The organism is Pseudomonas wayambapalatensis (genome assembly GCF_049942315.1).
In the GTDB taxonomy this organism is placed as follows: Bacteria; Pseudomonadota; Gammaproteobacteria; order Pseudomonadales; family Pseudomonadaceae; genus Aquipseudomonas; species Aquipseudomonas wayambapalatensis.
In genome coordinates, this window is sequence record NZ_JBNFMU010000227.1 from 23,179 (window position 1) to 35,457 (window position 12,279).

General features: G+C 62.6%; 16 protein-coding genes. 10 read left to right on the top strand and 6 right to left on the bottom strand.

The window, feature by feature from the left end; all coding sequences use genetic code 11:
- Position 1: 1 nt before the first annotated feature.
- Positions 2-244: a hypothetical protein gene (locus ACPZMI_RS21405; RefSeq protein WP_063544858.1), complete on the bottom strand. Its 243-nt coding sequence runs from the start codon at positions 242-244 to the stop codon at positions 2-4.
- A gap of 68 nt (positions 245-312) precedes the next feature.
- Positions 313-825, bottom strand: a complete 513-nt coding sequence (locus ACPZMI_RS21410; protein ID WP_426353017.1) for a DUF3016 domain-containing protein — start codon at positions 823-825, stop codon at positions 313-315.
- A gap of 75 nt (positions 826-900) precedes the next feature.
- On the opposite strand from ACPZMI_RS21410, the gene ACPZMI_RS21415 reads away from it, so the two are divergent.
- From ACPZMI_RS21415 to ACPZMI_RS21440, 6 genes are all read left to right on the top strand, one after another.
- Positions 901-1,584, top strand: coding sequence for a metallophosphoesterase (locus tag ACPZMI_RS21415; RefSeq protein WP_426353018.1), 684 nt, complete (start codon positions 901-903; stop codon positions 1,582-1,584).
- A 119-nt stretch (positions 1,585-1,703) separates the two neighbouring features.
- Positions 1,704-2,810, top strand: a complete 1,107-nt coding sequence (locus tag ACPZMI_RS21420; RefSeq protein ID WP_125929863.1) for a polyamine ABC transporter substrate-binding protein — start codon at positions 1,704-1,706, stop codon at positions 2,808-2,810.
- A gap of 34 nt (positions 2,811-2,844) precedes the next feature.
- Positions 2,845-4,257, top strand: a complete 1,413-nt coding sequence (locus tag ACPZMI_RS21425) for an aminotransferase (RefSeq protein WP_426353019.1) — start codon at positions 2,845-2,847, stop codon at positions 4,255-4,257.
- Positions 4,254-5,132 (top strand): helix-turn-helix transcriptional regulator, encoded by an 879-nt coding sequence (locus ACPZMI_RS21430; protein ID WP_186709147.1) that lies wholly within the window; start codon positions 4,254-4,256, stop codon positions 5,130-5,132. The genes ACPZMI_RS21425 and ACPZMI_RS21430 overlap by 4 nt, the downstream gene beginning before the upstream one ends.
- A 144-nt stretch (positions 5,133-5,276) precedes the next feature.
- Positions 5,277-6,152 (top strand): DNA-binding protein, encoded by an 876-nt coding sequence (locus ACPZMI_RS21435; RefSeq protein WP_426353020.1) that lies wholly within the window; start codon positions 5,277-5,279, stop codon positions 6,150-6,152.
- 61 nt (positions 6,153-6,213) lie between these two features.
- A complete protein-coding gene (locus ACPZMI_RS21440; protein WP_177339335.1) occupies positions 6,214-6,384 on the top strand; it encodes a DUF6021 family protein in 171 nt (56 codons plus the stop codon).
- Positions 6,385-6,448: 64 nt separating this feature from the next.
- Here ACPZMI_RS21440 and ACPZMI_RS21445 read toward each other — a convergent pair whose 3' ends face one another.
- Positions 6,449-6,700 (bottom strand): hypothetical protein, encoded by a 252-nt coding sequence (locus tag ACPZMI_RS21445; RefSeq protein ID WP_186664596.1) that lies wholly within the window; start codon positions 6,698-6,700, stop codon positions 6,449-6,451.
- Between the two features lie 26 nt (positions 6,701-6,726).
- A complete protein-coding gene (locus ACPZMI_RS21450; RefSeq protein ID WP_186719413.1) occupies positions 6,727-7,227 on the bottom strand; it encodes a DUF4142 domain-containing protein in 501 nt (166 codons plus the stop codon).
- A 183-nt stretch (positions 7,228-7,410) separates the two neighbouring features.
- On the opposite strand from ACPZMI_RS21450, the gene ACPZMI_RS21455 reads away from it, so the two are divergent.
- Genes ACPZMI_RS21455 through dksA form a run of 3 tightly spaced genes read left to right on the top strand, consistent with a single transcriptional unit; the run spans position 7,411 to position 9,745 of the window.
- Positions 7,411-7,971: a gamma carbonic anhydrase family protein gene (locus tag ACPZMI_RS21455; RefSeq protein WP_186664598.1), complete on the top strand. Its 561-nt coding sequence runs from the start codon at positions 7,411-7,413 to the stop codon at positions 7,969-7,971.
- 2 nt (positions 7,972-7,973) lie between these two features.
- Positions 7,974-9,311 carry a dihydroorotase gene (locus ACPZMI_RS21460; RefSeq protein ID WP_186709151.1) on the top strand — a complete coding sequence of 446 codons (1,338 nt, stop codon included), beginning with the start codon at positions 7,974-7,976 and terminating at the stop codon, positions 9,309-9,311.
- Positions 9,312-9,337: 26 nt separating this feature from the next.
- On the top strand, positions 9,338-9,745 hold the full coding sequence (gene dksA, locus ACPZMI_RS21465; RefSeq protein WP_186664601.1) for an RNA polymerase-binding protein DksA: 408 nt from the start codon (positions 9,338-9,340) through the stop codon (positions 9,743-9,745).
- Here the strand turns inward: dksA and ACPZMI_RS21470 are convergent.
- Complete coding sequence (locus ACPZMI_RS21470; protein WP_186664602.1) at positions 9,742-10,455, bottom strand: MgtC/SapB family protein; 714 nt, start codon at positions 10,453-10,455, stop codon at positions 9,742-9,744. The two genes, dksA and ACPZMI_RS21470, sit on opposite strands and share 4 nt — an antisense overlap.
- A 423-nt stretch (positions 10,456-10,878) precedes the next feature.
- Here ACPZMI_RS21470 and ACPZMI_RS21475 point away from each other — a divergent pair, with 423 nt between their 5' ends.
- On the top strand, positions 10,879-11,343 hold the full coding sequence (locus ACPZMI_RS21475; RefSeq protein WP_186664603.1) for a sterol desaturase family protein: 465 nt from the start codon (positions 10,879-10,881) through the stop codon (positions 11,341-11,343).
- Between the two features lie 12 nt (positions 11,344-11,355).
- Here the strand turns inward: ACPZMI_RS21475 and ACPZMI_RS21480 are convergent, their stop codons facing one another.
- Positions 11,356-12,249, bottom strand: a complete 894-nt coding sequence (locus tag ACPZMI_RS21480) for a bile acid:sodium symporter family protein (RefSeq protein ID WP_426353021.1) — start codon at positions 12,247-12,249, stop codon at positions 11,356-11,358.
- Positions 12,250-12,279 lie beyond the last annotated feature (30 nt).

Genomic DNA, 12,279 nt, shown 5'->3' on the forward strand with positions numbered 1-12,279 from the left:
CTCAGCTCAACCACCACGCCAACGCGCACAGCACCAGCGCGAGCACCGAGCCTGCGAACAGGCTGTAGTGCCGCTGCGCCCGTCGGGCATGGCGTTCGACCTCACGCAGGTACTGGCCGGGTGTCGGCGCATCCGGGCGATGGCGCAACCCTTCGGCGATGTCTGCCAGCCTGCCGCGAATCAGCAAACCAACCAGGTAGTAGCAGGAGGCATAGCTGGCGAATGCCAGCAGCAGGTACTTCACGGGGATCCTTCCTTGGGTGATACAAAGGGAGAGGATACCCTCAGCCGCTCGCAACTAACCAGCAAAACTCAGGACGCCGGCCGTGCAGCGAAGCGCTGGCGGAACCAGTCATCGAGCATGGCCTTCTCGGCATACAGGCGATCGCTGCTGCCTACGCGGCCTGGGCGGCTCAGGTACATCTTGTCGCTGACGCGTTCCTCGGCCTTGCGCTCGGGCTGGCCGGGTTGAACGAGGGTGTAGCTGAGGTCGATGGTCGGCCAGGTGATTTCGCGCATGAAGCGTACGTTATAGGCCTGACTGTTCCAGGGTTCGTAGCGGCCGGCCAGATCGATGTCGCGGATGTCGATGTGTACTCGCTGGCCGGGCTGAAGGTAGCGCTGGCCAAGTTTTTCCAGGTGCCGGGTGAGAGCCTTCATCACTTCTGGGTCGGCGCCGCGCTCATAGCCGGGGCTGTTCAGGCTGGCATCGCGGAATTTTTCCGGGTGATCGAAGCTGACCTGGACCTGCGCGGGCGGGATGCCTTGTGCCATGCTGTCGTATGCCAGCGCCAGCAGTGCAGCGCAGGCTAGGGTAGAGCGCATGATGCACCTCCGCGACGGGCTCGTTGTCTCGCCATTCTACGCCTGGTGCCGGCGACACAGCAGAGGAATGATGTAATGGCGCGTTTTCGGCAGCTAGCTGCCAACGACAAAGGGCGGGACTTGGCGGTCGGCGATATCCACGGGCACTTCCAACGCCTGCAGGCCGCGCTCGAGCAGGCGGCATTCGATCCCGAGGTCGATCGGCTGTTCAGTGTCGGTGACCTGGTCGACCGCGGCCCGACCAGCGAAGAGGCCCTGAACTGGCTGGCGCATCCCTGGTTTCATGCGGTGCAGGGCAATCACGAAGCATTGGCCATCAGCCACTATCGCGGTGGCCGTGTTGATCTGGACATGTACCGTGCGGCGGGCGGGGGCTGGTTTCTCGACTTGCCCAAGGCTGAGCAGGCGCGCTTCGTCGAGCAGTTCGAACGCCTGCCGGTCGCGCTCGAAGTACAGACTGCCTGCGGGTTGGTCGGCATGCTGCATGCAGACAGTCCGTTCGCCGACTGGGCTGAGCTGCGCGCCTGCCTGCAGACTCGGGACGACCCTGCCGTGCGCGAGGTCTGCCAATGGTCGCGCCGGCGCCTGAAGAGCGCCAATAGCGAACCCATACAAGGGCTGCGTGCGCTGCTGGTCGGGCACACCCCGGTGCTCACGCACAAGGTATTGGGCAACGTGTGGCACCTGGATACCGGTGGCTGGAGCAGCGGTTTTTTCAGCCTGCTGGATATCGGCACGCTGACGCTGATCAACGAGTGACACATCTGCGACCTTCCCAAAAACGACCACCCACACATTCGGGGTATGTCTGCAGCCAGCCAGACCTCCCATAGTGACCCCATCGGCTCAATCCGGAGCAGTCACACGATGGAGTTGCTATGCGCAAGGCACTGAAGGTGATTGGCGGTCTGTTGCTGGTGTCCTCGACGGCACTGGTGCAGGCAGCGGCAGAGGGGGACAGCAGCAACACGCTCAGGCTGTACAACTGGACTGACTACATCGGTGAAACCACCTTGGCCGACTTCGAAAAGGCCACCGGTATCAAAGTCGTTTACGACACCTTCGATGGCTATGAAACGGTCCAGACCAAACTGCTCACCGGGCGCTCCGGCTACGACCTGGTCATGCTCAATGCGTCGCTGGTACCGCCGCTGATCCAGGCCGGCGTATTCCAGGCCCTGGACAAACAGCAACTGCCCAGTTGGCACAACCTCGACGAGCAGGTGGTCAGCAACCTGCAAGGTTACGACCCTGGCCTGAAGTACTCGGCGCCCTACACCTGGGGCAGCTCTGGCGTTACCTACAACGTCGACAAGATCAAGGCGCGCATGCCCGACGCACCGATCGGCTCGCTGGCCATGTTGTTCGACCCGGCCATTGTTTCGCGCTTCGCCGATTGCGGCGTGACTTTGATGGACGCCCCCACCGAAGTGATTCCACTGGCCCTTCAGTACCTGGGCAAGGATCCGCGCAGCGCCGCACCCGCGGACCTCAAGGCTGCCGAACAGCTGCTGCTGGGCATCCGCCCCTATATCCGCAAGTTCGACTCGGTCAACTACCTGACCAGCCTGCCCAACGGCGACGTGTGCCTGGCTCTGACCTGGTCGGGTGACTACGCCACCGCCCAGGCGCGTGCGGTGGAGGCGAAGAAGGCTATCAAGCTGGCGTTCTTCATTCCCAAGGAAGGCTCGCTGATCTGGTTCGACAACCTCTACATCCCCAAGGATGCGCCGCACGTCAGCAACGCCCATCGCTTCATCGAGTTCCTGCTGCAGCCACAGACCATGGCCAAGGTGACCAATTTCATCCACTACGCCAACAGCAATGCCGCGGCCACCGCCCTGGTACAGGCCGATATCCGCCAGGACCCGGCGATCTACCCGGACGCCCAGACCCGCGAACGGCTGTTCGCGCAAAAGACCCAGACACCCAAGGACATGCGTGCGATCACGCGGGTCTGGAGCACGGTCAAGACCGGTTTCTGAACATTTTCGAACGATCCTCGCCAAGGAGCTGCCCATGGCCACTTCAAGCAACGCATTCGCTATCGCCAACGATCCATTGGTGGAAGCCGACAAGGCCCATTACATGCACGGTTATCATATGTTCGACGAGCATCGCCAACAGGGCGCGCTGAACATCATCGAAGGCGAAGGCGCCTACATCCGCGATACCCAAGGCAACCGCTTCCTCGATGCCGTTGGCGGCATGTGGTGCACCAACATTGGCCTGGGGCGCGAGGAAATGGCCTTGGCCATTGCCGACCAGGTGCGCAAGCTTGCCTATTCGAACCCGTTCTCGGACATGTCCAACGACGTGGCCATCGAGCTGTGCCGCAAGCTTGCGCAACTGGCACCGGGCGACCTGGACCATGTCTTCCTCACCACAGGTGGGTCTACTGCCGTGGACACCGCCTACCGGCTGATCCAGTACTACCAGAACTGCCGCGGCAAGCCGGGCAAGAAACACATCATCGCCCGCTACAACGCCTACCATGGCTCGACCACCCTGACCATGCAGATCGGCAACAAGGCCGCCGACCGGGTGCCTGAGTTCGACTACGCCCACGACCTGATCCACCACATCTCCAACCCCAACCCGTACCGCGCCCCGGACAACATGGACGAGGCCGAATTCCTCGATTTTCTGGTCGCCGAGTTCGAAGACAAGATTCTCTCCCTGGGCGCCGACAACGTTGCCGCCTTCTTCGCCGAACCGATCATGGGTTCGGGCGGAGTGATCATCCCACCCAAGGGATACTTCGCGCGCATGTGGCAGCTGTGCCAGACCTACGACATCCTGTTCGTCGCCGACGAAGTAGTGACTTCGTTCGGGCGCCTGGGCACCTTCTTTGCCAGCGAAGAACTGTTCGGCGTAACCCCAGACATCATCACCACAGCCAAGGGTCTGACCTCTGCCTACCTGCCGTTGGGTGCGTGCATCTTCTCCGAGCGCATCTGGCAGGTGATCGCCGAGCCGGGCAAGGGGCGCTGCTTTACCCACGGTTTCACCTACAGCGGCCATCCGGTGTGTTGCACGGCAGCACTGAAGAACATCGAGATCATCGAGCGCGAAAACCTGCTGGCCCACGTCAACGAGGTCGGCAGCTACCTGGAGCAGCGCCTGCAAACCTTGCGTGACCTGCCGCTGGTGGGCGATGTGCGCTGCCTCAAGCTGATGGCTTGTGTCGAATTCGTCGCCGACAAGGCGAGCAAGGCACTGTTCGACGATGCGATCAACATCGGTGAGCGCATCCATAGCAAAGCCCAGGCCAAAGGCCTGCTGGTACGGCCGATCATGCACTTGAACGTGATGTCGCCGCCGCTGATCGTCACCCGCGCCCAGGTTGACGAGATCGTCGAAACCCTGCGCCAGTGCATTCTCGAAACCGCGCGCGAGCTCACGGCGCAAGGGTTGTACCAGGGGCGATGAGCAGCCTGCAGCGGGCTGTGCGTGGGCGTGTCCGGCAGGCTAGACTGCCGGGCATGACCCAGGCCTCTCCCGACACACCGATTGCCCTTACCCTCGGCGCGCTGCAGCAGTGGCATGCGGCGCTGCAAAGTGCGTTGGCCCATAGCGAATCACCGCAGGCCCTGCAGTATCTGGCCAGGGCGCTGGGCCAGTTGGTGGCGGTCGAGTCGATGATGATCAGCGTCGAAAGCCAGGGACAGGCGCCGCGCCTGTTGTACCAGCAAGGCATTCCCGATGCCCATCGCGATGCCGTGCTCAACCGCTATTTCGCCGCCGGTTACCTGCTCGATCCTTTCTGCCTCGCGGTGCAGAGCGGGCTGGCTGAAGGTTTCTATCACCTGCAGGACATCGCGCCGGACAACTTCTTCGACAGTGACTACTACAAGGCCTATTACCTGGGCACTGGCTGCAGCGAAGACAGCTACTACATCGCCGACCTCAGCGATGGCCGCAAACTCTCCCTCAGCCTGTTCCAGGGCTGCAGCGGCACACGGCTGAGCGCGCAACAGATCGACCTGTTGCGTGCGGTCGAACCGATGGTGCGCGACCTGCTGGGCCGTTATGCACGGCATAACCTCGAACCCGGTGTCGCGACGCTGGAGCATGCAAGTCTGCAGGCTGCGTTCGACAGCTTCGGCTGCCAGGTGCTGACGGACCGCGAACGGGAAGTCGCGCACATGATCCTGCGCGGGCATTCGGTAAAGTCCACGGCGCAGGACCTCGGCATTTCGCCTGAAACCGTACGCATGCATCGCAAGAACCTCTATCTGAAGCTGGGCATCAACTCTCAGTCTGAGCTGTTCGCTCGCTTTATCGATTGGCTGCGCCAGGGCTAGGGCCAACCCGGGTTCCTGGTTCACGCGAGCTCAATCGGCTCTCCAGCACATTTCGTACAGAGCCTAAAAATCTACTGGGAAAATCTAAGGTTCTAGTATGTAATTACAGCCTACATACCACGTTACGAAATTGTAGGAGCAAGCATGGCCCGGGGCGGCATCGACAAGGCGGCAGTACAGCAGGCACGGCAGGCGCTGATCGCCCGGGGCGAGCATCCGAGTATCGATGCGGTACGCATCGAGCTGGGCAACACCGGCTCGAAAACCACCATTCATCGCTACATGAAGGAGCTCGAGGCGCTGCAACCGCTGGCAGATAAACACTCACCGGCGCTCAGCGACACGTTGGGGCGTTTCGTCGGCCAACTGGCCGAGCAGTTGCGCGAGGAAGGGGAGGCGCGTATTCGCGACGCGCAGGCCGAATTCGATAAACAGCGCGAACAGTTGCAGGCGCAGTTGCAACTCGCCCAACAGGCGCTCGCTGCTGCTCACCAGCAACAACAGATTCAGGCCAGCGACCTTGCGGCCGAGTCGGAAAGGCTCGAAACGGCGCTGACCACCCTGCAGGCCGAGCAACTGCGCAGCGCCAGCCTCAACCAGTCCCTGGGCGAACTGCAGCTCAGGTTGGCCGACAAGGACGAGCAGTTGCAGCAGTCGCAAGGGGAGTTGCGTCAGTTGCAGCAGGACGCGATCGCCCGCCAGGAACAACTGACACACCTGCACCGTGAGAATGAGCGCCTGCTGACCGAATACCGACAGGCCAGCGCCCAGCACAAACAACTCGACGAACAATTGGAGCAGCGCGATGCCCAGGTTCAAGGGCTGCGCTCGATCCTGGCCCAGGCGCAGGGGGCGAGCGAGGAGGTGCGCCGGCAGTTGGACGGCGAGCGTCAGGCGCTGGTGGGTCAGCGTGACATCTGCGCCGAACAGATGCGCCTGATCGAGCGTCTGCAGGATCGTCTGATACAGAGCGAGGCACGCTGTGCGCAGCTGGAGACCTACCAGGCAAAGGGCGCGTAGATAAATCAAACTTCGCCAGGCCCGCGCTTTCTTCTGTAGACACCGTTACGGAGAACGCACTATGAGCGAACAGAAACGTCCACACCCCGCGCAAGGGCCTCACTCATCCGACAAGGCGTCCAGCAAGCAGGATCTGGGTTTTGATCCGGACTCCCCCGACCTGGAGGATCCGCAAGTCGACCCGCAAGGTCCGGCAAAGCCACCCCGTGATCACGAGAAGAAAGGTAAGTGATCGAGTCATGACCTTCTGGGCGTGCGCACGCGGCAGCACGTGCCGCGCCCGCAGGCCCGATGGTTCAGTTGTCGAGCTGGCGCGCTGCGTCTACGCCGGCACTGGACAACTTGATTGGATATCGCACGCTGATCTGGTGATCGGCATCGACATTGACGCTGCCATCATGGATCAAGCCGGCCTCCTGAAGCGTTTTGAGCATTCCGGCCACCGCCTTTTCGCCGCGGTAGTTGTCCAGCACTTCCTTGCCCAGGCCTTCAGGGTGGGCGTGCAGTAGCCGAGTCAGTACTTCGGCGCGCAGAGCATCATTACTCATATCAAGCCTCTCTGGTTACCTGTGGATCACTTGCCGTGCTTGGCCTGAAGCTGTTTGGCGTGCTCCAGGTGCTTCTCGAGGGTGGGCAGGGTCTCGCTGGCGAAAGCCTTGAGCTCCGGCTTGTCGGACGATGCGGCTTCCTTCTTGAACAGCTCCACGGCTTTCTCGTGGGCATCGACCTGATTGTTGACATAGGACTTGTCGAACGACTCGTCGCGCCATTCCAGGATCATCTTCTTGACCTTGTCGGTGAGCGCAGCCTCGTCAGGCACGCTGATATCCAGCTTGCGGGCGATATCACCGAGTTTCTGGTTGGCCTGGGTGTGACCGGTGACCATCTGCTGGGCAAAGGTCTTGATCTCCGCGTCCTTGCTCTTTTCCAGCGCCAGGTTGCCGGTTACGACTTCAGCGATACCTGCCTCGGTCGCCGCATCGACGAAGTCGTCGGAGGAAGCGGCCATCACCTGCACCGAGACAAGGCCCATGGCCATGCACAGACCGGCTCGCTTGAGGAACAGAGTATTCATGTGTCTCTCCTTGTCCGTGGTCGCGACATCGGTGTCGCAAACGGTTGAGCGCCGGTCGGCGGCGAAAGTTTGAAATTTCTCACCGGCGTCATGCTCTGCGGGAGAGGAATGAGGGGAGGGGGTTGCAAGTAAACTGTTATAACGTAACATTTGCTGGAATCAGCTTGTCTCAGGAAACCTACCGTGATCCGCAGAAACCCCTCCGGCCACCTCCCACAGATCGCCGAATCAGCCTACATCGACAAGACCGCGATCATCTGCGGCAAGGTCATCATCAAGGACCATGTGTTCGTCGGCCCCTACGCGGTCATCCGCGCCGACGAGGTGGACGCCACCGGGGACATGGAGCCGATCGTCATCGGCGCCAACTCCAACATTCAGGATGGTGTGGTCATTCACTCCAAGTCCGGAGCGGCGGTGAGCATCGGCGAGTACACCTCCATCGCCCACCGCTCCATCGTGCATGGCCCCTGCGTGGTCGGCGATCGGGTGTTCATCGGCTTCAACAGCGTGCTGTTCAATTGCCGCGTGGGTGATGGCAGCGTCGTGCGTCACAACTCGGTGGTCGACGGTCGCGACCTGCCAGAGCGCTTCTACGTACCGCCCACCGAACATATCGGCCCGCACACCGATCTCGATCGCTACCCACCCGTCAGCGTGTCGGCCTCGGAGTTCTCCGAGGATGTCGCCCGCACCAACATCGACCTGGTCCAGGGCTACAAGGCCCTGCAGAACGAGTTCTGATCATGGCCGACCTGCTGATACGCAACGCACGGCTGGTCAACGAAGGGCGCGAGTTCGAGGCTGACCTGCTGGTCGCCCGTGGGCGCATCGACAAGATCGCCGCGAGCATCGAAGGCGTGCGCGCTAAGGTCGAGATCGATGCGCAAGGGCAATGGTTGCTGCCGGGCATGATCGATGACCAGGTGCACTTTCGCGAACCCGGGGCAGGGCACAAAGGGAGCATTGCCAGTGAGTCGCGGGCTGCGGTGGCGGGTGGCATCACCAGCTTCATGGACATGCCCAACACCGACCCGCCAACCCTCACCACTGCGGCGCTGGCCGACAAGAAACGCCGCGCCGCGGCCAGCTCGCAGGCCAACTACGGTTTTCACTTCGGCGTCAGTCGCGACAACCTGGACACCATCGCCGCGCTCGATCCGCGTGAAGTCGCCGGGGTCAAGGTGTTCATGGGCGCGTCCACCGGCAACATGCTGGTGGACGACCCGCAGGTGCTCGAGCGGCTGTTCATCTACTGCCCGACCATCCTGCTGGCCCACTGTGAGCACACCCCGAGCATCCTGGCCAACGAGGCGCTGTGGCGTGAGCGCCATGGCGAATTCATTCCTGCGGCCGCTCACCCGCTGATTCGCGATGCCGAAGCCTGCTATCGCTCCTCGTCGATGGCCGTGGACATGGCCAGGCGTTTCGGTACACGCCTGCACGTACTGCACCTGACCACCGCGCGCGAACTGGCGCTGTTCGCCGCTGGCCCGGTACGCGACAAGCACATCACCGCCGAGGTCTGCCTGCACCACCTGCTGTTCGACGACAGTGACTACGCGCAGCTCGGCCATCTGATCAAATGCAATCCGGCCATCAAGACCCGTGCCGACCGTGACGCACTGCGCCAGGCGCTGGCCGGCGATGTGATCGACGTGATCGGAACCGATCATGCCCCGCATACGCTCGAGGAAAAGCGGCGAGTCTATGGCCGCGCGCCCTCGGGACTGCCGTTGGTGCAGCATGCCTTGCCGGCAGCGCTGGAGCTGGTCAGCGAGGGTGTGCTGAGCCTGACCCAGTTGGTCGACAAGACCAGCCACGCAGTGGCCCGCCTGTTCGCCATACGCGAGCGCGGTTTTCTGCGCGAAGGTTACTGGGCGGACCTGGCGCTGGTCGAGCGCCTGGCGCAACCGCGCCCGGTCGCCGATGATCCGATCCTGGCCCACTGCGGCTGGACACCTTTTCAGCATCGACACCTGCAGCATGTGGTGCGTACCACCGTGGTATCCGGCCAGCTGGCCTGGCACCAAGGCCAGGTGCAGCCACGCTGCCAGGGCCTGCCGCTGATGTTCGATCGATGACTCCTTTATTGCACGAGTGTGCCCCCATGACTGAAGAAGACTTGCTCCGCCAGCCGGCCGAGGCCTACATGAACGAGCCCCAGCGCCAGTACTTTCGTAACCTGTTGCTGGGGCAGCGGGTGGAGTTGCAGGAGCGCATAGAGCAGGACTTCCAGGCGTTGCGCGTGCAGGAAGTGCACAGCGACCCGGCCGATCTTGGCAGTGCCGAGGAGGAGCGGCACTGGCAGTTGCGCACCCTTGAGCGAGAGAAGCGCCTGCTGGACAAGATCGACCAGGCGCTGGAGCGCCTGGCCAAGGGGGATTACGGCTGGTGTGAGGAAACCGGCGAGCCGATCGGCCTGCGCCGCCTGCTGCTGCGTCCGACCGCGACCCTGTGCATAGAAGCCAAGGAGCGGCAGGAACTCAGGGAACGGCATTTGCGCGATGATGCCTAGTCGACCACCACAGGCTGGGCGTAAAGCTGCCAGCGCACTGAACTGACGCCTTTCTCCAGGCTCACCCGGCTCACCAGGCGCTCCAGTTGTGCAGGCGCCTGTGGCGTGCCCAGCAGTTCGGCGCGCACCTCCAGGCGCAGCGGGTCGTGCAGGTCTTCGCTGTGCAGCGACTGCAGGCGCAGGCCCGGGTCACTGAGGCTGTGCAGCATCAGGCTGCGCACCTGGATCTCGTCTTCTGCCCGGCAGACGATGCGCACCTCGAAGCGTTGCTCGACTTCACTGGCGGGCACGACGTCCTGGCGGTCCAGGCGCTGGGCGATGTCGCGCAGCAGGATGTTGGCACACAGCACCACCAGGCTGCCCAGGGTTGCCTCCAGCAACAGCCCCAGGCTGCACAGCACACCGATGGCCGCGGTGCACCAGAGCGTGGCAGCGGTGTTCAGGCCGCGCACGTTGAAACCATCGCGCATGATCACGCCACCACCGAGAAAGCCGATGCCGGACACGACATACGCGGCGATGCGCGAGGCGTCGCTGGGTTCCATGCCGGGTACCGCCTGGGTCATCAGCACGAACAGGCAGGCACCGGTGCTGACCAGCGCATTGGTGCGAAGGCCGGTCAGGCGCTGGCGCAGTTGACGTTCGGCACCGATCAGGGCGCCGAGTACGAGGGCCACGCTCACGCGCAGCAGAAATACTTTCCAATCCATAGCAAACCTCTTTCCACGGGCAACGGCCCGCACATGCGCCACTGGCAAATGTGACGCCAATAAAATGAATGAGCGCGCAGGACCACTACACTCGCCGGCAAGCGCTGGCTGAGCGGGGAAAGAGGGGAAATCTGCCTTCGCAGGCGAGATGGACCGCCGTCTACCGTATTCGGCAAGACAGCGGCAGGAATGCTGCCGGACTAGCTTGCCGTGTGGACCTGTCGCAATCGACTGGGGCTACTGTCCAATGCAGGACTCCTGTAGGGGATGCATAAGTGCGTCGCGGACCTTACGCCTGCAGTTGCTCAGAATCAAGGGCGAATTCATGACAATTGCTTCATTGCCGAAACCTCCTAACGTTTCCGGTGCGTTCATCAGCGGTGGTAACCTTGGCGCCTTTCACCATCCACGCCGGACTGTCCCATGCTGTTCAACATCGCCGTGCTGCTCGCCACCCTGGTGGCCATGGAGGGTGTCGGCACACTGGCCCACAAGTACGTCATGCACGGCTGGGGCTGGTGGCTGCACCGCTCGCACCATGAGCCGCACCTGGGTGTGCTCGAGACCAATGACCTCTACCTGGTGGCACTGGCCCTGATCGCCGCTGGCCTGATGGCCCTGGGCAAGGCCGGCTACGCGCCCCTGCAGTGGGTCGGTGGAGGTGTCGCGGGCTATGGCGTGCTGTACGTGGTGGCCCACGACGGTTTCTTCCATCGGCACTGGCCGCGTAAACCCAAACCCATGCAGCGCTACCTCAAACGCCTGTACCGGGCGCATCGGCTTCATCACGCGGTGAAAGGACGCGAAGGTAGCGTGTCGTTCGGCTTCTTCTACGCGCCGCCGCTGCGCGAGCTCAAGCGCCAGTTGCGCGCGCGGCGGGGCGACTGAGTCGCGCAGGTTTCAATTCGTGGTTTCCTGCACGGCAATGGCCTCTCTGTGCCCTCGACTCACCCACCAGCCAAAGGCTGCAGCTGTGAAGAACATGATCAGGCTGTAGATCGCTGCCGGCACGGCCATGGTGGGGTTGTTCAGCAGGCTGGGACTCAACGCCAGCGCGATGGCCAAGGTGCCGTTGTGAATGCCGATCTCCATACCAATGGCGATCGCCTGGCGTTTCGGGATGCGCAACAGGCGTGGCACCCAATACCCCAGCCCCAGGCTGATCACGTTGAACAACAGCGCGGCGACACCCACCACCGGCGCGTACTCCACCACTGTCTGCCAGTCCTTGGCCAGTGCCAAAACGATGGTGAAGGCCAGGAACAACGCCGCTACCAGCTTCATCGGTTTCTCCATCCGCGCGGCAAAGCCCGGTGCGTAGCGGCGGATCAGCATGCCCAGGCCCACGGGCAGCAGGACGATGGCAAACACCTGCATGACCTTGGCAAATTGCAGCGGGATGGCCTGGTCCGACTCCATGAAGTAGATCAGCGACAGGTTGACCAGCAGTGGCATGGTGAGGATGGCGATCAGCGAGTTGACCGCCGTCAGCGTGATGTTCAGTGCCACGTCGCCATGTGCCAGGTGGCTGAACAGGTTCGCGGTAGTCCCGCCCGGCGATGCGGCCAAGAGCATCAGGCCCACTGCCAGCGCGGCCTCCAGGCCAAACCCGTTGGCGATCAGGAAGCAGATGAACGGCAGCAACAGAATCTGACAGGCCAGGCCGACCAGCACGGGCTTGGGATATTTCACCACTCGGGCGAAGTCGGCGAGGGTCAGCGACAACCCCAGGCCTAGCATGATGATGCCCAGGGCGATGGGCAGGAAGGCTGTCAGCAAGGGGGAGGCGGTCATCGGCATGCTCGTGGTCGAAGGATTCCGGAC